The following is a 23,863-nucleotide window of genomic DNA, read 5'->3' as shown; positions in this document are numbered from 1 at the left end:
GTCAGACGGGGATCAGGCACCCCAGGTGTCGCGGAGCCGGTAACCGCCGGGCCAGGGGTCGCCCGGGTCCAGCATGTGCTGGTGAATTCCCGTTATCCAGCCCCGGCCGGAAATTTCCGGAATGATGCCCGCGCCGTCGCCGACCGCCGCATCGGCAACGATCCGCCCGGTGAAAGAGGAACCGATGATGGAAACCGCCTCGAAGGTGTCACCGACCGTCATCTGCCCCCTGGCCGCCATCAGCGCCATGCGCGCGGACACGGCTGTCCCCGTCGGTGAACGATCGATCTTGCCCGGTTGAATGGCAACCGCGGAGCGGCCGTGCAGGCCCGTGTCGTTCCGTGCCACGGGGCCGCAAAAGGCGCAGAATGAAATGTGATCCCAGCCCGGGTTTTCCGGATGGGAAAACCCGATCTGCGCATTGGCCGCGTTGGTGATCCTGACACCCAGGCGCGCAAGGTCCCCCGCCTCGTCCTCGGCAATGGCAAAGCCCAGCGCCTCCGCGTCGACCATGACGAAACTGTCACCGCCATAGGCGGTATCCACCGTCAGGGTCCCAAGCCCCTCCACCTCGAGCGGCACCGACATTTTGCCGGCAAAGCTTGCCACGTTCCGGACAAAGATCCGCTCTGCCTTGCCATTGCGGCACTCGGCCCGGACCCGGACCAGACCGCCCGGCGCCTCCAGCACCATGTCCGTGACCGGCTCGTTCATGGGAACGATACCGCTGTCGAGCAGCACCGTCGCCACGCAGATCGAGTTGGACCCGGACATGGGCGGCGTGTCCTCCGGTTCCATGATGATGAAAGCCGCGTCCGCGTCGGGATGTTTCGGCGGCACCAGCAGATTGACATGCCGGAACACGCCGCCGCGCGGTTCGTTGAGCATAAAGTTGCGCAAGGTCCCGTCGCTGGCGATGAAGCTGCGCTGATCCCAGAGCGTGTCTCCGGGCGGCGGCGCGACCCCGCCGACGATGACATCGCCGACCTCGCCTTCCGCATGGCAGGAAATCACGTGAACGGTCTTGCTGCTGCGCATGATGCTCTCTCAGGAATACCGGGCGACCGGGTCGCCCAATGCGTCGAGGATAGGCGTTATGCCGAGGCCCGGACGCTCGGAAGCGGTCATCCGGCCATTAATCCGTTTTGGCGCGCCCTCGGCAATATCGACGGTGCCGTAGCTGTTGAAATCTGTCGCCGAGAACGTGAATTCGGCCGGCGTCGACCGGGCCAGATGGGCAATCGCCGCGGTGGTGATGTCACCTCCCCAGGTATCCTCGATGGTCATGGGAAGGCCGTGGGCGACGCACAGGTCGCGCATCAGCCTGGCCGCGGTCAGCCCGCCGACCTTGGAGATCTTGAGGTTGATGCAATCCATCGCATCTTCCGCGATGCCGCGCACCAGCGTGTTCGGTCCGTCGATCACTTCGTCCAGGATGAACGGCAGGCCGGTGCGGCGGCGGATGGAAACACTCTCCTCATAGGTGAGGCAGGGCTGCTCGATATAGACGTCCAGATCGGAAACGGCGCCGACCACCCGGGCCGCCTCGTGCCGGGTCCAGCCGGTGTTGGCGTCCGCGACCAGGAGGTCCGAGGCTTTCAGAACGGACCGTGTCGCGCGAATGCGCTCGATATCGTCATTGGCATCCCCGCCGACCTTGAGCTGGAACTTGGTGTAGCCCTCTGCGGCATAGCCTTCGATCTTCTTCGCCATGACCTCCGGGTCTTCCTGGCTGATCGCCCGGTAGAGCACCACATCGTCCTGGGCCGCGCCGCCGAGGAGAACATAGACCGGCAGTGACGTGGCCTTGCCGAGCAGATCCCAGCAGGCAATGTCGATCGGCGCCTTGGCATAAGGATGACCGCGCAAGGCCGCGCCCATCACCCGGTTGATCTCACCGATGTTCAGCGGATCCATGCCGATCAGATGGGGCGCCAGTTCCTGCAGCCCGGCGCGCACGCCGAGCGCGAAACTGGGTAGATAGGCGGATCCCAGCGGACAGCATTCCGCATACCCTTTCAGACCCTCATCCGTCTCGATCTCGACAACGGTGCTGTCGAACACCTCGACGAAGTTTCCGTTGGACCAGCTGTAGCGCCCTTCCTTGAGTGGAAGGTCGACCTGATAGACATTGATGGCCGAGATTTTCATGAAAGTTCTCCTTGAAAGCTGCCTTGGAAACGGCGCGCTGAAAAAGCGCTGATATCGATGGGGGGCGGTGTTTCGCCGGAAAGGCTGGCCACCAGTTCCGCGGTTCCGGCGGATTGGGTCAGCCCCAGATGGCCATGGCCGAAGGCGTAGAGGATCCGGCGATCCCGCGGTGAGCGGTCGATGACGGGAAGGCTGTCCGGCAGAGACGGGCGGAACCCCATCCACCTGGTGCCGTTTTCCGTCTTCAGCTCGGGAAGAAAGCTTCGCGCTTTCTGAAGCAGGATGTCGGCACGTTTGTAGTTGGGCGGCAGGTCGAGCCCGCCCAGTTCGACCGCGCCGCCGACCCTGATGCCGCCGTTGATCTTCGTCACCACGAAACCGTGCCCTGAAAAGGTCAGATGCGTGCGCAGGTCCAGGGCGCCTTCGGGCAGCGTTGTATTGTAGCCGCGCTCTGTTTCCAGGGGGATCCGGTCGCCCAGCGTCCGGGCAAGACGGTGGGACCAAGCCCCTGCGGCAACCACGACATTGCGAGCCAGCATGGTGCCGGCCGAAGTTTCAATCCCGACACCGGCCTCGCCCGGCGTCAATACTCTTGCGGCACAATCGGCCATCCGGCCGCCGCGTTCCAGGAACACGGACCGGAGCTGCCCCAGCCAGCGGGCCGGATCACAGGTATTGACCCAGTCGTGCGTGAACCCGGCATGGGTGAAGCGGTGATCCAGACCAGGCTGGATTTCGGCGATGGCTTCGGGACTTTCGAGAAGGTCGAAGCGTATCGCGTGATCGCGCCGCAAGGCCCAGCCGGCAAGACTGGCGCGGTATTCATGTGCGCCCTCATAGAGTTGAAGCTGGCCCTCGGGCTGGATCAGGCCGGCGCCTCCGACATCGGCAACCTGCCGGTCCAGGGCCGCGCGCGACAGCTTCATCAAGGCGGCCTGCGCGGTCAGGGAGGCCTTGAAGCGGTCCGGCCGGCTGGCCCGCCAGAAGCGCAACATCCAGGGTGCGATCCGGATGGCATAGCCCGGCGGGATCGACAGGGGGCCCAGCGGATCGAGCAGCCATTTCGGCGCGCGGCGCATGATCCCCGGCGTCGCCAGCGGAACGATATCGGCAAAGGCAAAGGCGCCGGCATTCATGTCCGATGTCCGCGCGGTCTCCCGTTCACGGTCCAGCACCATGACCTGCCGGCCCCGCGCCTGAAGGGCGAGCGCGCTGCTAAGGCCGATGATCCCGGCGCCGATCACAACACTGTCGTGGACCTGTGTGTCCGTCATGAATGATCAAACCTGCAAAAATGCGCGGGACGGCGGCCCCGCAAACCGGCTGACATCTCGTCCTCGATTACGAGGATGTGTCCTGAAGGCGGATGCCCGCGCGATAGGGATCGGCGGCGTCGAACATCAAGGTGGCGCGCGATGTCACGAAGGCCTGACCGGTGATTGTGGGGATGACGCCGCCGCCCGGACCGGGCTGGTAACTGATCCTGTAGGTGCTGCCGATCACGCTCTCCTGAACGTAGTCCTGGCCCGGCGCCAGCTTTCCGTCCGCCGCCAGGCAGGCCAGTTTCGCCGAACAGCCCGTGCCGCAGGGCGAGCGGTCGTAGGCGCCTCCCGGACACAGCACGAAATTGCGGCTGTCGGCCTCCGGATTTTCAGCCGGTCCGAACAGCTCGATATGGTCGATCCAGGCACCGTCCCTGCCCGTCACGTTCGCCGTCTCCAGTGCCGTGCGTATGGCAAGCGTCAGGTCGGTCAGCGGGCGGATATTGGCTCCGCTCAGCGCGACCGGGCTTTTTCCGACCAGGAAAAACCAGTTGCCGCCCCAGGCGACGTCGCCGGTCACCGGCCCGACCCCGTCGACCTCGACGGTGACGTCCTTGAGGTGCCGGTCGCTCTCGACATTGACCACCGACACCGTGTTGGCATCCAGAAGATCGATCCCGACCCTGCCCACCGGCGTGTCGAGACCGTGCCGGCCCGGCCCGATCCGTCCCAGATGGGCCAGCGTGACCCCGAGGCCGATGGTGGCATGGCCGCACATGCCCAGGTTCCGAAGGTTGTTGAAGAAAATCACCCCGGCCGCACACCCGGGATCGTCCGGCGGTACCAGCAGCGCCCCGATGATCGCGTCGTGTCCGCGCGGCTCAAGCACCACGGACGCACAGAAATCGAGATGCTCCGCCTGCAGCCGCGCCGCCCGCTCGGCCAGCGTGCCCGATCCAAGGTCGGGACCGCCGTCAAGCACGACCCGGGTCGGTTCACCGGCCGTATGACTGTCGATTACGCGCATTCGCCGATCACGCCTCCCTGCTTCGACCAGTCCGCATACCAGGCCTTGAACAGGCTGTACTGAGCCTCGACATAGTTGCGTTGCGCATCGCTCAGCGCGTCGGTCTCGTTGAAATGCAGGCGGTATTCGTCTTCCCCGTTCAGCACCATCAGGTGCTTGTAGTAAAGCACGAGATCCGGGCCCTCGTCGAAGCTGGAAAGCACACCGAGCGCCTCTTCCAGTTCCTTGGCTCTCAGGCGCGCTTCCGCGTGGCCTTCCGCCGCCTTCCTGCACAGTGCCACCAGATGCAGCACTTCCCTGGGCAGGGCATTGCCGATGCCGGTGATCGCACCCGTCGTGCCGCAATTGACGTAGCCGTGATAGACGGCGGTGTCGACGCCGACCATCAGGGTCACCTGGTCGTCCTGGGATGTTATGTTTTCCGCGGCATAACGCAGATCGTCGAAGCCGCCGAATTCCTTGAAGCCGATCAGGTTCGAAAACTCCGCGCGCAGGTCGAAGAACAGGTCTGCGCGGGTGGCGAAACCGTAATAGGGGCTGTTGTAGATCACCGCGGGCAGGCTCGGCGCGGCCTTGAGGATGGCGCTGAAATGATGCCTCTGCGCGATCACCGAACTGCCGCGCGACAGCACCCGCGGAATCACCATCAGCCCGTGCGCGCCGACCCTTTCGGCATGCGCCGAAAGGGCGACGGCGGCCTTCGTGTTGACGGCGCCAGTGCCCACGACCACCGGCACACCGGCCCGGACCAGACGCTCGACGCCTTCCATGCGCTCGCCGTCCGTCAGAAGCGGCCAGTCACCCATGGACCCGCAATAGACGACCGCGGACATGCCCGCATCGATCAGTTCCCTGCCCTTCTTCACGAGAGCATCGAAATCCGGCGAGCGGTCGGCCTTGCACGGGGTCATCAGGGCAGGCATCGTGCCGGAAAAGATATTGGACGTCATTGTCTACTCCTTGAAGGGTCGGGCCCGCCGCCACGGATTGCGCGTGGCGGACATGAGCCCCTGGGTCGGCGGATGGCCAATCGGAATCCTGCGGATCTCCAACAGTTCATCTGCCTGTTAAGTGTTCGGTCAACCGCCTGTGCTCACGCGCCTGCAGGATGCTCCGGGCCGACGGCCGATTATCGCGGCGGATCAGCGGACGTTTGCAAGAAACTTGCGGGTGTTTTCAGAGACCGGCTGACCGAAGATCTGATCCGGCGGACCGATCTCTTCCATCACACCGGACTGGAAGAACGCGACCCGGTCGGAGACGTCGCGGGCAAAGCCCATTTCGTGCGTGACGCAGATCATGGTCATGCCCTCGTCGGCCAGCAACCGCATGGTGTCGAGCACTTCGCCGACGAGTTCCGGATCGAGCGCCGAAGTTGCCTCGTCGAACAGCATGTAGGTCGGCTCCATGGCAAGCGCCCGGGCAATCGCGAGGCGTTGTTGCTGTCCGCCGGACAGGGCATTGGGAAAGACGTTGAGCTTGTCTTCCAGCCCGACATGTTTCAGTTGTTTTTCCGCAATCTGCAACGCCTCGGCTTTTGACTTGCCCTTGACGATCCGGGGAGACAGCGCGACGTTTTCAAGCGCTGTCAGATGCGGAAAGCTGTTCCATTGCTGAAACACCATGCCGAGTTTCTGGCGCAGCTTGTTGATGTCGGTGCCCTTGGCGTGGACATCGGTGCCGTCGACGATCACGGAGCCTTTGTCGATCGGCTCCAGAGCGTTGATGCAATAGAGCAGCGTCGACTTGCCGGAGCCCGACGCGCCGATGACGGAAAGCACCTCGCCCTTCTGAACGTCCAGATCGATGCCCTTGAGCACTTGCAGGGAACCGAAATATTTCTCAAGGCCGCGTATCTCGATCATTGAGCCCACCTCTTTTCAAGTTTTGCGGCAAAGCGCGAGATCGGGAAGGACAGCGCGAAATAGAACGCGCCGGCAATGGAGAGGATCAGGAACGGGTCCTGGGTCCTAGTGATCAGGATCTGGCTGGCTTTCAGCAGTTCGACATACCCAAGCACGGATACCAGGGCGCTGTCCTTCATGACGCCGAGCGCGACCCCGACCCAGGCCGGAAACACCGCCCGCCCGCCGATGGGAAGCACGACATAACGCATGTCCTGCCAGTAGCTCATTCCCAGTGACCGGGCCGCCCGGCGCATCGGCTGCCCGACAGCCTCGATCCCGCCGCGGGCGACACTGGCGACAAGGGCGGCGGTGTAGATCGTCAGGATCACCACACCCGATCCGAACGGATCCAGGTTGAGACCGGCGATCGGGGCGAAATTGTAAAACAGCACCAGTTGAATGATCAGCGGCACGGAGCGGAAGACATCGAGCACCGGGGCCAGCAGGACAGTCGCCCAGACCCGGCCCTCGTAAAGCAGCCAGCCGAACACCGCGCCGAGCACCGTGCCGATGGAAATCGACAGGGCGGAGATCCACATGGTTCTGAGGGCGGCTTCTCCCAGAAACCACAGATCGTTGATGTTGAAGCCGGAAAAGAAGTTGAGTGTCTGGTTCATACCGGTCTCCTCAGTATCGGAACAGGCGCATGGCCAGAAGCCGGGAAGCAAGGAGAATGAACTTCACGATCACATAATAGATCACGGCGGTCATGGCGAAATATTCAAAGATCCGAAAGGTACGACTGGCGAAAAACTGGGTCTCGCCCGAGAGCTCGCGGAAACCGACCAGCATGCCGAGCGACGACATCAGCACCGCCCAGACAAGCTGATTGGTGAGCGGGTGATAGACGATCCGGAACACCTGCGGAATGATGATGCGCGTATAGGCCTGAAACGCAGTCATGCCGAGTGAGCGCGCCGCACGCAGCTGGGTATCGGGCACCGCCTGAAACCCGCCGCGGAAATTTTCCGCAAGATAGCCGGCGCAATTGAAACTGAGGCCCGCGAGCACGATCGCGAACGGTGTCAGGTGCAGGCCGAAGGCCCCCAGACCGAAGCCGAAGAAAAACAGCTGGAACAGGGCCGGCGTGTTGCGCGCCAGCTCCACCCAGGCCGTCGCAAGCCAGTAGAGCGGCCCCTTCAGCTTCATCCGGATCAGCGCCAGGCACAAGCCGATGACGATACCGAGGACCATCGCAAGCGTGGCGACCTGAAGTGTCAGGAGCCCCGCTTCCAGCAGGTCCGGCAGGTTTTTCAGGACCGGCCGCCAGTGGAAATTATAGTCGAACATTGATCTACCGATAGCTCCGGCTGGATCCTCCGGATCAGGGCAAGGCGGCGTGTTCGCATGGCAGGGCGTGACACCTTCCCTCGACGAGAGGGATGGGTGAGGAGAGTTCCCCGGCGTATCTGCCAGATCCGCCCCCTCACCCGCTGTTTCACGCCGGCCGCTCACCGGGAGTGAGACGGCCTCGGGTCAAAGACGCCATTCGAACACGCGCACAGCCCGTTTCCAGACGGAACGCTTCAGGTCCGCGACTTAGTACATCACACCCGGAATGCGCAGTTCGGGAGCTTCGCCGCCGACATATTTGCCCCACAGCTCCTGGTACCGGCCGGATCGCGCCTGATGGGTGACGAACAGGTTGAGGAAATTCAGCCAGGTCACGTCTTCGCGTTTGCCGACAACGGACGTGTAATCCGTGGTCCAGGGCATGCGCGGGCCGGCGTCGATGGTGTCATACTGATCGGCAATCGGCTTGACTGCCGTGTTTGTGGTGATACCGATATCGGCCTTGCCCTGGGCCACGGCCAGGAACACTTCATTTTCGGACTGGTAGCCCTGGTAGAGATCCTCCTCGCCCCATTCGGCGGCGATCTTCAGCCATTCCTGTTCCGGCACGGTGCCGATGGCCGCCGCGACACGCTTGCCGCGGATGTCTTCGAACGTCTTGATACCACTATCGGAATTGACCACGCCCTGGGCATAGTAGATTGCGTAGGGAATGCTGAAGCCGACCGTCCGTGCGCGTGCAAGACTGTCGGACGTTGCACCGAAGACCACGTCGGCGCGCCCGGTGACGATCACCGGCAGGCGTTCAGCCCAGGTCAGCGGCAGAATGACCGGTTCGACTTCCAGGGCAGCCGCAAGGTCGTTGCAATAGTCAACGTCATAACCGGCAGGTTCGTTGTTTTCGTCCCGGTAGCCGATCGGCGGAAAATCGAGCACCACGCCGCAGCGCAGTTCACCCCGGTCGACAACATCGTCGAGCGTGTCGGCTGTTGCCGGAACCGCTGTGGCGATCGACACGGCGGCCGCGGCCAGAAATTTCTTGAACATGAGTTCCCCTCTTCCTTTTTTCGAAGATTTTTGGTCCCCGGACCTCTTCCGACCCGGGCCTGATTTTGCATGTCAAACTCCGGTCGTATCCTGACCGGTTGCGAAGCGTGCCCGGCGCCGGGGCGTCCTCCTTCCCCGGAAAATCGTCTGGCCCGATATTGATAAACCAGATTGGATCCAATATTCAATATGAAATATTCAAAATGAATTTCACTTCAAAGCAATGCGACCTTCCCCTAAAAGAAGGCCTCAGGGAGAAACGGCTTATGAAACTGAAATCGATGGATATTTCCGCGACCGCCTCGGCGTCTTCGATTGTCTTCGACGCGCTCCGGAAAGCCATTATCGAGGGCCAGATCGAGGAAGGCGAACCGCTCCGCCAGGACGAAATCGCCCGTCTGTTCAACACCAGCCGGATTCCGGTACGCGAGGCGATCTCGCGCCTCGAGGAACAGGGCCTTGTCAGGACCCGGCGCTACAAGGGCGCCGTGGTCGCCGGGCTGTCGGCGAAGGAGACCGCGGAGATCTTCGACCTGAGGGCCCTGGTCGAGCCGGAAATCATCCGGGATGCGGTGCCGCGCATGTCGCGGCAGCTGCTGGCCGGGGCACGCGACAAATGCGCGGCCTTTTCCGCGGCCACGGATCCGATGGCCTATGGCGATCTCAACCGCGCCTTTCACGAAACGCTGTACAGCGCGAGCGACCTGAAGTTCTTCCAGGAGATCGCCGACAATGCCATCGACCGCGTCGAACGCCAGGTCCGCGCACAGCTCGTCATGTCCGACGGCATGGACCGTGCCGGCCGCGAGCACTTCGCCATTCTGGAAGCCTGCGAAATCGGTGACGCGGACCTCGCCTCGACGCTGACCCGCGAACACATCCGGGGCGCGAAGGAGTCCTTGCTGAAGCATTTGCCGGACCTGCCGACCGAAACGTGATCGCCGAAACTTCGCCGGCTCCGGCAGACCCTGATTGAACTCCTTGGCCCTCGGGACGTTTTCCCGACGGAAGCGAACCAAGGAGGTCACCCAGGTGAACATTGCATCAAATCGCTCCGGCCCGTCCCGCGCCGCGCTCAAATCCGCCTTGATGGCGGCTGTCGTCCTGACTGCGACACCAGGTGTCGCCGCTCAGGAGCATGAAGACTGCATCGTCCGGCCGCGTCAGGATCACGGTGACAGTCGGTCTTCGGAAAACATGGAGACACAACCTCTGTCCGACTGCAAAGGCGTTCTAAGGCCCGAACCGGTCGGTGACGGAGAGCTTGTCGAACCGGCGCCGCAAGCAGGGCAAACACCCGTGATCGAACCTGACGAGGTGCCGGAGCAGCCGCTCCGGGACTGACGGCAACCGCATAAAAAAAAGAGGCCGGTTCGGGGAACGCGAACCGGCCTTGCAGTGGGAGTCGGGACAGAATTTTCAGGCATTCGCCTTCAGGTGATCCTTGCGGCGATGCTCTTGGTCTTGCAGTAGCTCTTCAGGCCTTCAAGGCCCTTCTCCCTGCCGAAGCCGGATTTCTTGTTGCCGCCGAACGGCACTTCGACCCCGCCCGCGAAATATTCGTTGATATAGATCTGGCCGGCATCGATCCGCCGCGCGAGCTGATGGGCCCGGGCGAAATTCGACGTGTAGATGCCGGCGACCAGTCCGTACTGGCAGTCATTGGCCAGTTCCAGCGCATGGTCGGCATCATCGGCCACCTGGACGGTCAGCACCGGCCCGAAGATTTCATCCTGAGCCAGCTCATCGTCGGCGGCAACCGCATCGACGATGGTCGGCTCGAAGAACCAGCCCTTGCCCGTCGCCGGATCGTGGGTCACCGACCCGCCCGCAATGATGTTCGCACCGCGCTCCCGTGCCCGGTCGATGAAGCCGGCGACCTTGGCCAGATGGCCGGCGGAATTGATCGGGCCGACATCCGGTTTTTCAAGACCGTGCCCCAGTATCAGGGCATTCACCCGCGCTGCCAGATCTTCGACAAACTGCTCATGGATGCTCTTTTCGATCACGAGGCGCGAGCCTGCCGAACAGATCTGGCCGGCATTTTCGTAGATTGCCCCGAGCACGCCGGTCAGGGCTTGCTCCCGGTCGCAGTCGGCCAGCACCACCACAGGCGACTTGCCGCCGAGTTCCAGCACCACGCGGGTGATCTCTTCGGCCGCCGTTTTCATCACGGTCCGGCCGGTCTGAATCGACCCGGTGAAGGTGATGTGATCGACATCCGTGTGCGCGGTCAGCGGCGCCCCTGTTTCCCGGCCGGTTCCGGTCACCACGTTGCAGACACCATCCGGCAGACCGGCATCGCTCAGGATCCTGGCCAGCAGCAGCGCGGTGAACGGGGTCTGTTCCGCCGGCTTGGCCACCACGGTGCAGCCGGCTGCCAGCGCCGGAGCGAAGCCGCGCGCCGCCGTCGAGATCGGAAAGTTCCACGGGATGATATGCGCCGTGACCCCGACCGGCTCGTGAATGGTGTAACCGATATGATCCGGCCCGAGCGGAAAGCTGTCGCCCTGCAGCTTGTCGCAGGCGCCCGCGTAATACTCGAAGGTCCGCGCCGCGCCGCGCACGTCGCCAAGCGCCTCCTGCAGTGGCTTGCCGCTGTCGAGGGTCTCGGTGACGGCCAGTAGATCGAGATTGTCCAGGATCAGTGCCGACGCTTTCTGAAGGATCCGCGCCCGCTCCACAGGTGCAGTGTCCCGCCAGACGGTCTCGAACGCCGCGCGCGACGACATCACGGCCTGGTCAACGTCTTCCGCCGTGCCTGCGGTGAACCGGGCGAAAGCCATGCTCCTGCCCGGGTCGAAACTTTCCAGGGTCCGGTTGTGCGACGGCTGCGCGAACGCACCGTCGATGAAATGACCGAGTGGCAGCGCCTTGAGCGTGCCGGTCTCGGCGTATTCTTTCAAAAGGTCGATTGCTGAAGACATGCTCAGCCCTCCCTGGAACTGATCTTGTAGGCGGATTTCGCCAGCCAGTCCGGGTTGATATCGACCCCCCAGCCGGGCGCGTCTGTGACTGTCACCTGGCCGTCAGTGACGTCGTAGGGCGAGGCCCTGAAAAGCCCGTACTGCCACGGATAGTAGTCTTCCTGCTCGATCGAGAATTCCAGGTACTTGCCGGCATTCGGAATGGCCCGCAGCAGATGCATGGTGAACAGGGTCACCAGTGACAGATTGGCCGCATGCGGCGTGCAGGGAAGGCCGGCTTCATGGGCCATCCGCGCCACTTTCATGGTGCGCACCATGCCCCCCAGATAACACACGTCCGGCTGGATCACGTCGACGACACGCTGATCGATCATGCGTTTCCAGTCGACCAGCGAACAGTCCTGCTCACCGCCGGTGACGTCGATCTCCAGCGCGTCGGTCACCTCTTTGGTCTGGTCGTAATGCCAGTACGGGCAGGGCTCCTCATAGTGGGAAATGCCGTGATCCTGCAGGACCTTGCCGACCTCGATGGCCTTTGCCGGCGAATAGCAGGAATTGGCGTCCACGAGCAGCGCCGTGTCGTCACCGAACGCCTTGCGCATCGTCGGCACGATTTCCTCCGTCCGCCCGGGCCATTCGTCCTGATCACGGCCGCATTCGGCCCCGATCCGGAACTTGAAAGCGTCGAAGCCGAAGAGGTCCTGCTGCCTTTTCAGCCGCTCCGCCTCGTCCTTCGGTGTGATGTCGCGTTTCATGGATGAGCCGTAGGCCCGGATCTTCCCGGGCGCGCCGCCGAGCAATTCGCAGACCGGCTTGCCTTCCAGTTTGCCGCGCAGGTCGAACAGCGCCGTATCCAGCCCGCCCATGGCCCGGCGCAGATAGGCCCCGGGGAACTTGTGCTCGCGGTCCGGTATGATGTCCATCAGGTGGTCGATGTCGAAGGCATCCTGGCCGAGCGCATAGGGCGCCACCTGCCGGTGCACAACTTCCGCAGTAATATCCGCAAAATAGGGTGCCACCTGCCCCCAGCCCGTTGCACCGCTGTCCGACGTGACCCGGACAAAACAGACAAATTCATCGGTAAACGTTTCAATTGATTGGATTTTCATCTTTTTTCCACGGACCCTGGTCGCGGCCCGTCCCGGCGGGTTTGTGATTGGCTAAAGGTCAACCTACCTGGAATTGGACTTGATATAAGATCCGTTTTGAGCAAACTCTCATACCAATTGGACCGGGAGCCAATTGGAACAGGAGCCTGAATGAAGCGCCATGCCGGTGCGGTGCTGTCCTCGATCAAGATCGACAAGACCGCCGACAGGAAGATAGCCATCCAGCTCTACATGGCCTTGCGCGACCTGCTTCTGACCGGAGCACTGACGCCCGGCGACCGGCTGCCGGCGACCCGCACGCTGGCGCAGGAGATCGGCGTGTCGCGGACCACCGTCATCGACGCCGTCGACCGGTTGATATCCGAAGGCCTTCTGGAAGCCAGGGTCGGCGCGGGCACCTATGTCGGCAAAGCCCTCAATGCCCGCCTGGCGCCAAAACCCCTGCGGGAGGCGAGCGATGTCGCTGCCGTCGTGCCGCGCCTGTCCCACGCCGCCCGCCACGCGATCCCCGATCTGGCGCCGCGCACGCGGCTGCCGCACAGGTCCGAGGCCTTCGTCACCGCGCTGCCGGCGCTCGACGCCTTTCCCATGGCCCAGTGGGCAAAGCTGTCCGCCCGCCACTGGCGCAAGGACCGCGACCACATCACCGGCTATGGCGAACCCTTCGGCTATATGCCGCTCCGCCGGGCGATCGCCCGCCAGCTCAATGCCTCGCGCGGCATCCGCTGCAACCCGGAGCAGATTTTCATCACAAACGGCGCCCAGCGCGCTTTCTCCCTGGTGGGCGGCATGCTGGTCAATCCCGGCGAACCGATCTGGTTCGAAAACCCCGGTGCGATCGGCGCCCGCAATGCCTTTGTCGCGGTCGGCGCCAATCCGGTCTCCGTCGCCGTGGACGAGGAAGGACTCTCGGTGGAGGACGGTCTTGCCAAGGCCCCCCATTTCCGTCTGGCCTTCGTCACCCCGTCGCACCAGCAGCCCCTCGGCCATGTCATGAGCCTGCCGCGTCGGCTGGCGCTCCTGAAAGCCGCCAACGACGCCGACGCGCTCATCGTGGAGGACGACTACGACGGCGAATTCTATTACGGCGACCAGCCGCCCCCGACCCTGAAAAGCATCGATACCCACGGGCGGGTCATCTATGTCGGCACATTCTCGAAATCCCTGTTCCCTGCCCTCAGGCTCGGCTTCGTGCTGGTTCCGGAGGGCCTGATCGAGAGTTTCGAACAGGTCTGCCTGACCTGGCTCAGCGGGGTTCCGACGGTCACACAGGCCATTGTCGCCGAGTTCATGGACGAGGGCATGTTTGCGACCCACATCCGCACCATGCGCCAACTCTACAAGCATCGCCACGATACCCTGATGGCAGCGGCCGCCGGCCTTGCCGGCGATATCAACCTGCAGCCGACCAGCAGCGGCTTCCATGCAATCGGCCTGTTGTCCTCCCGCCTCGAAGAAGGCAAGATCGTCGAAGGGGCCGCGGCCCACGGTATTACGGCGGCACCACTGACCCGCTACGCCGTCGCCCCCATCTCCCAACGCGGCATCGTGCTAGGATTTGGCAGTTGCGCGCAGGATGAGATCAGGAAAGGCATCGATGTTTTGAAGACCATTCTGCCGGACTGCAGCGCGAGCTGACTCGCGACACGTTTAAATTGGACTGCTAAATTATCTGCAATGGATATATTTGGCAGGCCAATTCAGACCTAGGCTTTCAGGCGGTTTGTTTACTGTGTGTGTTCAGGAGGACGTTATGCATTTGAAAACAAAACTGGCCGGCCTAATGGCCGCGACCATGCTCGCAAGCGCAGGGACCGCCCAGGCGGAAACGCTGCGCTTGCTGACCTGGGGGTCCTACGCCCCCGACGCACTGGTTCAGAAATTCGAAGAAGAATATCCCGATATCGATGTTGAGGTCACCTTCTCCAACAACGAGGAAATGATCGCCAAGCTGCGGGCGACCGGCGGTGCCGGTTTCGACCTGGCACAGCCGAGCCACGACCGGATCTACGCGGCTCAACTGGAATATGACATCTACAAGCCGCTGGATCTTTCCAAGATCGATACCGGCGTGATGGAAGCCAAGCTGCTTGACGGCGTCAAGGCGAACACCACCATCGACGGCGGCGTCTATGCGGTGCCGCACCAGTGGGGCACGTCCGGCCTGATGGCCGACAAGACCAAGGCACCTGACCTGAAGAGCTGGGCGGATCTGTGCGACCCGGCCTACAAGGGCAAGACCTCCATGCGTCTGAAGCGCACGATCCTGCTCGGCACCGCCTACGCAATGGGCGAAGACCCGTTCGCGGCCTATGACGATCTGGAGAAATACCAGGGTATTCTCGACAAGGTCGCCGACAAGCTGATCGAGTGCAAGGCCAACATCAAGGCCTACTGGAAGGGCGGCGACGACCTGTCCGCCATGATGCTGTCGGGCGAAATCGTCGCTTCGGAAACCTGGGATTCCACAGCCTACAAGCTGTTCGACCAGAACCCGAACATCGTCTTCGTCCCGCCGGAGGAAGGCGCGCTTGCGTGGATCGATACCTTCGCGCTGCCGCGCAAGGCCAAGGCCGATGACGCCGCCTACAAGTGGATCAACTTCGTGCTGCGTCCGGAAAACGTCACGATGATGTCGGCAAGCACCGGTGCCATTGCCGCCGTCAAGGGCGGCAAGGACCTGCTGCCGAAAGACAAGAAAGCTGCCGTCAATGCCGCCTTCACCGATGCGGACATCGACAATCTGAAGTTCTTTGCCAACATTCCTCCCGGTGTCGAGGACATGGAAGGCAAGACACTGGAAAAGATCAAGGCAGCCACCGGCGGCTGATCCGGCGACACGCCGCCGGGGTCGCTTCGATCCCGGCGGCGCCTTGTCAAAAAAAACTGCAAAATCCTTCCGGGGGATGCCGCCTTTACGGCATCTCTCCAACTCACTGTCCCTTTCAGTTGGCGCGCATTCATGATTCAAGATACCCCGAGCTACGACCTGGAATGTCGCGACATCGCCAAGACATTCGGCACCTTCAAGGCCGTGAAGGGCGTATCATTCGAAATTCCGAGCGGCTCGTTTTTTTCCATTCTCGGGCCGTCCGGCTGCGGCAAGACCACGTTGATGCGCATGATCGCCGGCTTCGAGGAGCCCACCGGTGGCGACATCAGGATCAAGGGCAAGTCGGTGCTCGGCGTTCCGCCGAACCGGCGCAATGTCAAGATGGTGTTCCAGCACCTGGCGCTGTTCCCGATGATGAATGTCTTTGAAAACATCGCTTACGGCCTGCGCTGCGCCGGGTTCGGCAAGGCCGAAATCAGACGCAAGGTGCATGACGTCCTGGACCGGATCGCCCTGCCCGATGTTGCCGGGCGCGAAATCCACCAGTTGTCCGGCGGCCAGAAGCAGCGCATCGCCATTGCCCGCTGCATGGTGCTCGACCCGGACGTCCTGCTGCTCGACGAGCCTCTCGGCGCACTCGACCTGAAGCTACGTGAGGCGATGAAAATCGAATTGAAGCTGCTGCAGCACCAGTTCAACACCACCTTCATCTACATCACCCACGACCAGTCGGAAGCCCTGGTGATGTCGGACCATGTCGCCATCATGAATCAGGGCAAGTTCGAGCAGATCGGCGCGCCCCAGGAACTTTATCACCGTCCCGGAACCGCCTTTGTCGCCAGCTTCGTCGGCGACAGCAACCGCTGGTCCGGGACCGTCAAGGCCAGCGACGGCACCGGCGGCAAGGTGGAAACCGATCAGGGTCTGGCCATGAGTTTCAGCACAGCCGGCGGCCAGACAACCAGGGACGGCGACAAGGTCGACATATTCGTGCGTCCGGAGTTCATTCGAACGGTACGGGCCGCTGAAGCCGGCACCGCGCCGGCGGACGACAACAGCCTCGACGGTGTCGTCGACAGCCTGCTTTTCAATGGCGCCAACAGCCGCGTGCTGGTGCGCACGAACAGCGGTGAACTGGTTGAATCCGATGTGACGATCACCGGGGACAACGACCTGAAACCCGGCGAGGACGTCCGTCTGGTCTGGTCGTCGAAACAGGCCATGTGCTTCGCCCGCCAGGAGACTGCGTGATGCGCAGCAGGGACATCAAGAGGCTGTCGCTCATCCTTCTGTTCGCGCCCTTCGCCCTCTGGATCATCCTTCTGATCCTCTTGCCGCATATCGGCATGGTGCTGCTGTCGCTGAAGGAAAAGGTCGCCCCGCGCGTCTATGAATACAGCTTCGCCAACTACCTGGAATTCATCAACGAACCGATCTACTGGAACACGCTGCTCAGAACCGGCTCCATGTCGCTGCTGGTCACGGCCCTGGCGTTGCTGATCGGCTTCCCGATCGCCTATTACATCGCCAAGATTGCCGGCCCGCGCGCCCGGGGCGGCCTGTTCCTGCTCTGCCTCATTCCGCTGTGGGTCAGCGACCTGATCCGCTCCTTCGGCTGGATCCTGCTCCTGCGCGAAACCGGTATCATCTCGAAATTCCTGCTGTGGACCGGGCTGACCGGTCAGCCGATCGAATTTCTCTACAACGACGCCGCCGTCATCGTCGGTCTCGTCTACACCGTGATCCTGTTCATGATCGTGCCGCTGGTGTCCACGCTCGACGGCATGGACAATGCCATGATCGAGGCCGGTTACAATCTCGGCGGCAACAGTTTTACCGTGCTGCGGCGGATCATCATTCCCTATGCCATGCCGGGCATCGTCGCCGGCTGCATTGTCACCTTCATGCTGACGGCGGGGTCCTACCTGACGCCGATCCTGCTCGGCGGCAAGAATTCGAGCTGGTTCACGGAGCAGATCTACAACCAGTTCATCACCCGCTTCAACTGGGAGGGCGGCGCCGCCTTCGGCATGCTGCTGCTTGTGTTCACCTCCGCCGTCATCTGGCTCGGCCTCAGGCTCAGCGGCCAGACCCTCGCCAACACCGTCGCCAAGAGCTGAGGAGGCGAAGATGCAAAAGACCTCCCCCCTCCTGTTCGGCTACCGGCTCTATGTGGCCGCGTTCTTTGTCTTCCTGGCCGCGCCGCTGATTTCGGCCGGAGCCTTCGCCTTCAACGACAGCCTGTTCCCGGCCCTGCCCTGGCAGGGGTTCACGCTGGACTGGTTCTTTTCCGACACCGAACCGAAACTCGGCATGTTCCACGACCGGCGTCTGCTGCAGGGTCTCTACTATTCCTTCGTGATCGCGATCTTCGTGGCGTCCCTGTCCGTCCTGGTCGGCACCACCAACGCCTTCCTGTTCGTGCGCGGCGAGTTTCCGGCCAAGAATTTCTTCTACATCCTGATGGTGCTGCCTCTGGTGATCCCCGGCGTGATCCTCGGCATATCCATTCTGGTGCTCGCCAGCGACACGGCGAACTTCATGGAAGACCGCTACGGCCTGGACCTGGAATTCCTCAGGCCCGGTCTCCTGCTGGTGGTGCTGGGACAGTTTTCCTTCATCACCACGATCACCTCGCTGGTGATCACCGCACGGCTGAAGAAATTCGATGCCACCATGGAGGAAGCCGCCTTCAACCTCGGGGCAACCCGGGCCCGTGTTCTGCGCACGGTCACCCTGCCTTTCCTGCGTCCGGCCATGATCGCCGCCGGCATTGTCGGCTTTCTGGTTTCCTTCGAGAATTTCAACACCACGCTGTTTCTGGTTGGCTCGGAGGCACCGCTGACGATCACCATGTATGACCGCATGGCCAAGGTCGGTTCGACACCGGTTCTGAACGCGGTCTCCTTCGTTCTCATGGTCGGCTCCGGCCTGCTGGCGCTTCTGTCCATCCTTGTCCAGCGCGACAAGCCGGCGAACTAGATCGTAGGGGTAGGAGACACCATGACGGAGTTCGACTTTGTCATCGTCGGCGCCGGATCGGCCGGCGCCGTGCTCGCCGACCGTCTGTCAGAAGATGGCCGCTACACCGTCTGCCTGCTGGAAGCTGGCGGCTCGGACCTGAATGTCTGGATCTGGATGCCGATCGGCTACGGCAAGGCCTTCTACAATCGCAACATCAACTGGATGTACCGGACCGAGCCGGATCCCGGCCTCGGCAACCGCACGGGCTACTGGCCGCGTGGCAAGGTCCTGGGCGGTTCCAGTTCGATCAACGCGATGGTCTATATCCGTGGCCAGCATGCCGATTTCGACGACTGGAAAGCCCTTGGCAACACCGGCTGGGGCTGGCCGGACGTGCTGCCCTTTTTCAAGCGCTCCGAAACCAACGAGGCCGGCGCCTGCGACTACCGGGGCGGCGACGGCCCGCTGCATGTGTCCAGCATGACAGACAGTGCCCATCCCCTGTGCGCGCAGTTCCTGAAAGCCGGCGAACAGGCCGGCTTCCGCGTCAACCCGGATTTCAACGGCGCCGACCAGGAAGGTGTCGGATACTATCAGATCACCGCCAGGGATGGCTTGCGCATGTCGACCGCACGGGCCTATCTCGCCCGGTCGCGCAAGCGCGGCAACGTCAGCATCCGGACCCGTGCCCACACCACCCGGCTGATCCTGGAAGACGGCAGGGCCACAGGCGTGGTCTACAGCCGGGGCGGATCGGAAGAGACCGTTCGCGCCCGTCGGGAAGTGATCCTGAGCGCAGGCGCCGTCAACTCGCCGCAGATCCTGATGCTGTCGGGCATCGGCGACGGCACGGCCCTGAAGGCTAAGGGCATTGCTCCGGCCCTGCACGCGCCCGCCGTCGGCCGCAACCTGCAGGACCACCTCGGTCTCGACTATCTCTACCGTTCCAAGGTGCCGACCCTGAACCAGCAGCTTCATCCCTGGTGGGGCAAGCTGGCGCAAGGACTGCGCTACGCCCTGACCCGTGGCGGCCCGCTGTCGCTCAGCCTCAACCAGGCCGGCGGTTTCCTGAAGAGCAATCCGCGATGCGCGCGGCCGAACATGCAGATCTATTTTTCGCCGGTCAGCTACACAAGGGCGCCCGAAGGCCAGCGCCCCCTGATGAATCCGGATCCTTTTCCCGGCTTCCTGCTCGGCTTGCAGCCGACCCGCCCGACCAGCCGCGGACATGTCGGCCTGCGCTCTGCCGATCCGTTCGACACCCCGGAAATCCATCCCAATTCGCTCAGCACCGACCACGATCTCACCGAGATGATCGAGGGCTGCAGGCTGCTGCGCAAGATCGCGGCAAGTCCCGCGTTGCAGGCCGTCATCGAAGCGGAAATCGCGCCCGGCCCCTCTGTCCGGAGCGACGAGGACATGCTGGAAGACGTGCGCAGCCGCTGTTCAACGGTCTTTCATCCGGTCGGCACCTGCCGCATGGGTCCCGACCGTGCGGACAGCGTCGTCGATCCGAGGCTGAGGGTCCACGGTGTCGGCGGCCTGCGTGTCGTCGATGCCTCGATCTTTCCGACAGTGACCTCGGGCAACACCAACGCACCCGCGATCATGGTCGGGGAAAAGGGCGCCGACCTGATCCTTGAAGACACACGGGCCGCGTGAAGGAGAACCGATGTCACGAGAACTGTTCGCCGACGGGTTCAAGACGACCCCCTACTGGCAGGACACGGCGCCAAAGGTGCCCCTCGACGAGGTGCCCCTGCCCGAGGAGATCGACACACTGATCATCGGCGCCGGTTACACCGGCCTGAACGCGGCCCTGGAAACGGCGCGCGAAGGACTGGGCACCCTGGTGCTCGACGCCGAACAGCCCGGCTGGGGCTGCAGCCTGCGCAACGGCGGTCAGCTTTCGACCAGTCTCAAACCTTCCTTTGCCAAACTCACGCGCCGCTATGGCAAGGAGCTTGCCACCAGTCTGTGCGAGGAGGGCCAGGCCTCGCTCGACCACATGCATGCCCTGTCAAAGCAAGACGGCATCGACATGGGTCTGCGGGAAACCGGACGGTTCCACGGCGCCCACAAGCCCCGTCTCTACGACACGCTCGCCCGGGAATGCGCGGAAGGACATCCGGTCTGGAAAACGGACACCTTCATGGTTTCCAAAAGCGACATGGCATCGGAACTCGGTACGGACGCCTATCACGGCGGCATCGTCTATCCTCGTCACTGCAGCATCGACGTTTCCCGGTATCATCCGTCCCTGCTCCGCAAGGCCATCGGCGCCGGAGCGCTGGTGAAGGGTCTTTGCCGGGTTTTGCACATCGAGCGCCTGGCGACCGGCTTCCGGGTCCTGACCAGCGAAGGCTCGGTGAAGGCGGGCAAGGTGATCCTGGCCGCCAACGGCTACGCCGGGCCGCTGTCCCCCTGGCACCAGCGCCGGATCATCCCGATCGGGTCCTATGTCATTGCCACCGAGGAACTTCCGAAAGAGACCGTCGACCGGTTGTTTCCGACAGACCGGGTGCTCTCGGACACCCGCAAGCTGGTCTATTATTACCGCCTGTCCCCGGACCGCAAACGCATCCTCTTCGGCGGCCGGGTCTCCCTGAGTGAAACCGACCCCCGCAACAGCGCGCTGAAACTTCACCGGGACATGACAGCGCTCTTCCCGGAACTGGCGCGCGTCAGGATCAGCCATGCCTGGATGGGGTTTGTCGGCTACACATTCGATGCCCTCGCCCATGCCGGCGAGGACAACGGGCTCTATTTCGCCGGCGGCTATTGCGGCTCTGGCGTCGGCATGGCCAGCTATCTGGGCATGCGCATCGGCCGCAAGGCGGCCGGCCGCGAGAAAGCCCCGTCGGCCTTTGAACGCATCCCCTTCCCGACACGTCCGCTCTATTCGGGCAAGCCCTGGTTCCTTGCCCCCTCGGTGCTGGTCTACCGCCTGCGCGACCGCTTCGGTGTCTGAAGTCATCTGCAATCCATCCGGTCCCTTGGATGGCTCGAAATGACGACGGGGTGGCGGACCACGTCAATCAGGTTCGCAGACCGCCAAACGCGGTTTCCGGAGGGACTTGTGTCAATTTCAAAACACGCGCTCAAACAAGAATTATTGACCGCAATAAAACAAACAATTTTTCGACAAGAAAAATGCCCGCAAAAGGTTTGTTATCCAATTAGTTCAACCAAAAACGCCTTGCCGCCCTCTTGAAAGCGCCTGGTCGCGACATTGGCAGGACCCTGCTTTCTCGGGCAGCGCCAGTCACGGACGTCCGCCGGCATGCCCCACCAGCCTCCAGGCTTGCCGCAGCGAGCCGGGATGCCTCGATTGCACCCTGGCGGGCACCAGGGCTTCTGATGTATCGCTTCTGCGCTTCGCTTCTGTAATATCGCTCTCGAAATGATGGCATGAGAGCGACCTTCAGCGGCACATGGCGGCCGATCAGACAGGGCGAGTGAAACGTGGACGAAGCGGATCAGCAGGACGGATTGCGAATACTGCAGCTGGAAGGGCCGAGTCTGCGCGCAGAAGCGCTGAGCGCCGTTCAGCAGCAGGTTGTCACTTCGGTCCAGGTCCGCATCGATTTCCTGAGCGGCAAGGGAATTCTCTTCGGTTACGAGACACCAGACGGCAACCGTCCGAACACCAACGGAAACGCCGTTCACTTGTGGCCGGTGTCCGCGAACAGCGTGCCTTTCGGCGTGACATCTCAAATCGGCACGGAGATCCAGGGCGACACCCCCTCCGGCGATCAGTCGATCGAAAGCGGGATTTCCCTCGGCGCCTATGTCCTCGGATATGCGGCCGGCCCCGAAGATCCGGGCAACACCTGGTCGCCCTATGTCAACGTCGTTGCTTCCGCCTATATTCCAGCCGCGACCACCCGGGACACGGCAGCGGACAGGCGAACCAGCAGCATCCGAACCTGTTTCGTCGGCCAGAACACGCTGGCCTTCCACTATTCATTTCTTGCGGGTTTCAACCCTGAAGCCGCGAAATCCTGGGTGGGACTTTGGGAGGGCGAGGTCTCGCCCTACACCGCGCCACCTCGCTGGTTTTCACAGATCACCTTTACCAGTTCCTCAAGCGACGCTTACCTGGGCGGGCTCCAGCTTGCCGAGGGAACGACCTATACGCTCGCCCTGTTCTCCAGCGGCTTTTCCGAAAAAAAGGCTGAGCTGCAGTTGCAGCGGCTCGCCAGCATGGTGGTCTTTGAACGCACCGCGTAAGCAGGAACCAATTCCGCTCCGGCCTTCTCCACTCCCGCCTGAACAGAACCCCTCAAATTATTGAGTTACCTGTATAAATATAGATAATAAAACAGATATTCATAGATTCCGCTAAGTTAATATCAAAAAATACAAAACGCCATTCTTGCATGCGCAACTGATTAGTGTACTGTGATTAATTACAAGTTTTGCATCAGAAACTCCTCTCGCGCACGGCAAGGGAGTTTCCATTGTTTGAGCCGAGTGCCCGGACGAGCGGTTGCGCGCGCCGGTCAAGAAAATGATTTTTGGAGGAAAGAAAAATGCCGGAGTCCCCCGTAAGCAAGCTGTTTCAGGTACCTGCGCCACAGACAGTCCGTATCAACACGACTTTTCCGCCCACCGGCAAGGAGATCGGTGTCAAATACGACACGCCCAACGGCAACCAGCCCAACACTTTCAGCAACGCCTTGTGGATCTGGCAGACCGGAAACCAGGTCCCCTGGAATTCCGCGGGAGAGTCCACCCCCATTCCGGGCAACTCACCCAGCGGCGATCACGTATTCACAGGCGTCGACATCACGCAAAATTCCTATCTGATCGGTTATTCCGTCGGACCGAAGGGGGACTCCAACTGGTTTTACCCCAATGTCGTTGCCACGGTTTTCATTCCAGCACTTGGCGGTTCCCCGGCGACCTCGGAAGAGGAGCAGCAGGGTGACATCTTCAGCCCCAGCGTCAATATGTTCAGCTTCGGCGCGAATTACATATCGACGAAATACGACATGCTCGCCGGCTTCAACCCGGAAAAGGCAAGGACCTATGTCGGTATCTGGGAGGGGCAGACCGCTTCCTATTCGCAACTGCCGAAGTGGTATGGCCCGGCCACCGGTTCGAATTCGTCGGGCATCGTCTCGATCACCAATATCAAGGTCCTGCGCGGCACGACTTACACGATCGGCCTCTTCGCTTCAGGCTACGATTCAAACCCGTCGAACCTGAAGCAGACCGCGCTGGCTGCCACGAGCACCTTCACCGTCTGACAAGAGCCGCGACTGCGCGACCGGAGTGCTTGACTTTGCCTGTTCCGGGGATACCCCGGAGCACGGGAGAGTTTTGCCGGGATTTCAC

At 62.3% G+C, this 23,863-nt stretch carries 22 protein-coding genes; 11 read left to right on the top strand and 11 right to left on the bottom strand.

What is annotated here, in order from left to right:
- Positions 1–12: 12 nt before the first annotated feature.
- The 9 genes from AC0VX3_RS04805 to AC0VX3_RS04765 all read right to left on the bottom strand — a co-directional run bounded on the left by AC0VX3_RS04805 (position 13) and on the right by AC0VX3_RS04765 (position 8,687).
- Positions 13–1,038, bottom strand: a complete 1,026-nt coding sequence (locus AC0VX3_RS04805; RefSeq protein WP_475523766.1) for a trans-3-hydroxy-L-proline dehydratase — start codon at positions 1,036–1,038, stop codon at positions 13–15.
- Between the two features lie 9 nt (positions 1,039–1,047).
- The gene (locus tag AC0VX3_RS04800; RefSeq protein ID WP_342895534.1) at positions 1,048–2,151 is read right to left on the bottom strand and encodes a cis-3-hydroxy-L-proline dehydratase; all 1,104 of its coding nucleotides are present in this window, start codon (positions 2,149–2,151) and stop codon (positions 1,048–1,050) included.
- Positions 2,148–3,425, bottom strand: coding sequence for an NAD(P)/FAD-dependent oxidoreductase (locus tag AC0VX3_RS04795; protein WP_475523765.1), 1,278 nt, complete (start codon positions 3,423–3,425; stop codon positions 2,148–2,150). The genes AC0VX3_RS04800 and AC0VX3_RS04795 overlap by 4 nt, the downstream gene beginning before the upstream one ends.
- Before the next feature lie 67 nt (positions 3,426–3,492).
- Complete coding sequence (locus AC0VX3_RS04790) at positions 3,493–4,440, bottom strand: 4-hydroxyproline epimerase (RefSeq protein WP_475523764.1); 948 nt, start codon at positions 4,438–4,440, stop codon at positions 3,493–3,495.
- On the bottom strand, positions 4,431–5,390 hold the full coding sequence (locus tag AC0VX3_RS04785; protein WP_475523763.1) for a dihydrodipicolinate synthase family protein: 960 nt from the start codon (positions 5,388–5,390) through the stop codon (positions 4,431–4,433). Before AC0VX3_RS04785 ends, AC0VX3_RS04790 begins: the two co-directional genes overlap by 10 nt.
- Before the next feature lie 192 nt (positions 5,391–5,582).
- Positions 5,583–6,305: an amino acid ABC transporter ATP-binding protein gene (locus AC0VX3_RS04780; RefSeq protein WP_342895538.1), complete on the bottom strand. Its 723-nt coding sequence runs from the start codon at positions 6,303–6,305 to the stop codon at positions 5,583–5,585.
- Positions 6,302–6,964: an amino acid ABC transporter permease gene (locus AC0VX3_RS04775; RefSeq protein WP_475523762.1), complete on the bottom strand. Its 663-nt coding sequence runs from the start codon at positions 6,962–6,964 to the stop codon at positions 6,302–6,304. Before AC0VX3_RS04775 ends, AC0VX3_RS04780 begins: the two co-directional genes overlap by 4 nt.
- A gap of 10 nt (positions 6,965–6,974) precedes the next feature.
- Entirely contained in the window at positions 6,975–7,637 is a 663-nt protein-coding gene (locus tag AC0VX3_RS04770; protein ID WP_342895540.1) for an amino acid ABC transporter permease, read from the bottom strand.
- A gap of 249 nt (positions 7,638–7,886) precedes the next feature.
- The gene (locus AC0VX3_RS04765) at positions 7,887–8,687 is read right to left on the bottom strand and encodes a transporter substrate-binding domain-containing protein (protein ID WP_342895541.1); all 801 of its coding nucleotides are present in this window, start codon (positions 8,685–8,687) and stop codon (positions 7,887–7,889) included.
- A 266-nt stretch (positions 8,688–8,953) separates the two neighbouring features.
- Between AC0VX3_RS04765 and AC0VX3_RS04760 the strand changes: the two genes are divergently transcribed.
- Together AC0VX3_RS04760 and AC0VX3_RS04755 are read left to right on the top strand one after the other, a co-directional pair.
- Positions 8,954–9,625 carry a GntR family transcriptional regulator gene (locus tag AC0VX3_RS04760; RefSeq protein ID WP_475523761.1) on the top strand — a complete coding sequence of 224 codons (672 nt, stop codon included), beginning with the start codon at positions 8,954–8,956 and terminating at the stop codon, positions 9,623–9,625.
- A 94-nt stretch (positions 9,626–9,719) separates the two neighbouring features.
- The gene (locus tag AC0VX3_RS04755; RefSeq protein ID WP_475523760.1) at positions 9,720–10,031 is read left to right on the top strand and encodes a hypothetical protein; all 312 of its coding nucleotides are present in this window, start codon (positions 9,720–9,722) and stop codon (positions 10,029–10,031) included.
- 89 nt (positions 10,032–10,120) lie between these two features.
- Here the strand turns inward: AC0VX3_RS04755 and AC0VX3_RS04750 are convergent, their stop codons facing one another.
- Positions 10,121–11,614 (bottom strand): aldehyde dehydrogenase family protein, encoded by a 1,494-nt coding sequence (locus tag AC0VX3_RS04750; RefSeq protein ID WP_475523759.1) that lies wholly within the window; start codon positions 11,612–11,614, stop codon positions 10,121–10,123.
- Between the two features lie 2 nt (positions 11,615–11,616).
- On the bottom strand, positions 11,617–12,723 hold the full coding sequence (locus tag AC0VX3_RS04745) for a mandelate racemase/muconate lactonizing enzyme family protein (protein ID WP_475523758.1): 1,107 nt from the start codon (positions 12,721–12,723) through the stop codon (positions 11,617–11,619).
- 150 nt (positions 12,724–12,873) lie between these two features.
- Between AC0VX3_RS04745 and pdxR the strand changes: the two genes are divergently transcribed.
- The 9 genes from pdxR (at position 12,874) to AC0VX3_RS04700 (ending at position 23,775) form a co-directional block, all read left to right on the top strand.
- Positions 12,874–14,361 (top strand): MocR-like pyridoxine biosynthesis transcription factor PdxR, encoded by a 1,488-nt coding sequence (pdxR, locus tag AC0VX3_RS04740; RefSeq protein WP_475523757.1) that lies wholly within the window; start codon positions 12,874–12,876, stop codon positions 14,359–14,361.
- Between the two features lie 115 nt (positions 14,362–14,476).
- Positions 14,477–15,553 carry an extracellular solute-binding protein gene (locus AC0VX3_RS04735; protein WP_475523756.1) on the top strand — a complete coding sequence of 359 codons (1,077 nt, stop codon included), beginning with the start codon at positions 14,477–14,479 and terminating at the stop codon, positions 15,551–15,553.
- A 135-nt stretch (positions 15,554–15,688) separates the two neighbouring features.
- On the top strand, positions 15,689–16,807 hold the full coding sequence (locus AC0VX3_RS04730) for an ABC transporter ATP-binding protein (RefSeq protein WP_475525134.1): 1,119 nt from the start codon (positions 15,689–15,691) through the stop codon (positions 16,805–16,807).
- Positions 16,807–17,676: an ABC transporter permease gene (locus AC0VX3_RS04725; RefSeq protein WP_475523755.1), complete on the top strand. Its 870-nt coding sequence runs from the start codon at positions 16,807–16,809 to the stop codon at positions 17,674–17,676. The genes AC0VX3_RS04730 and AC0VX3_RS04725 overlap by 1 nt, the downstream gene beginning before the upstream one ends.
- 10 nt (positions 17,677–17,686) lie before the next feature.
- A complete protein-coding gene (locus AC0VX3_RS04720; RefSeq protein WP_342895550.1) occupies positions 17,687–18,538 on the top strand; it encodes an ABC transporter permease in 852 nt (283 codons plus the stop codon).
- Positions 18,539–18,559: 21 nt separating this feature from the next.
- Complete coding sequence (locus AC0VX3_RS04715) at positions 18,560–20,182, top strand: GMC family oxidoreductase (protein WP_475523754.1); 1,623 nt, start codon at positions 18,560–18,562, stop codon at positions 20,180–20,182.
- Positions 20,183–20,192: 10 nt separating this feature from the next.
- Complete coding sequence (locus AC0VX3_RS04710) at positions 20,193–21,491, top strand: NAD(P)/FAD-dependent oxidoreductase (protein WP_475523753.1); 1,299 nt, start codon at positions 20,193–20,195, stop codon at positions 21,489–21,491.
- A gap of 494 nt (positions 21,492–21,985) precedes the next feature.
- Complete coding sequence (locus AC0VX3_RS04705; protein WP_475523752.1) at positions 21,986–22,753, top strand: hypothetical protein; 768 nt, start codon at positions 21,986–21,988, stop codon at positions 22,751–22,753.
- 302 nt (positions 22,754–23,055) lie between these two features.
- The gene (locus AC0VX3_RS04700; protein ID WP_475523751.1) at positions 23,056–23,775 is read left to right on the top strand and encodes a hypothetical protein; all 720 of its coding nucleotides are present in this window, start codon (positions 23,056–23,058) and stop codon (positions 23,773–23,775) included.
- Positions 23,776–23,863: the final 88 nt, after the last annotated feature.

It is taken from the genome of Roseibium sp. QJM3NY_11, from assembly GCF_056173175.1.
Note: the sequence above shows the minus strand (reverse complement) of the source record. Positions and strands in the feature narration are given on the sequence as shown.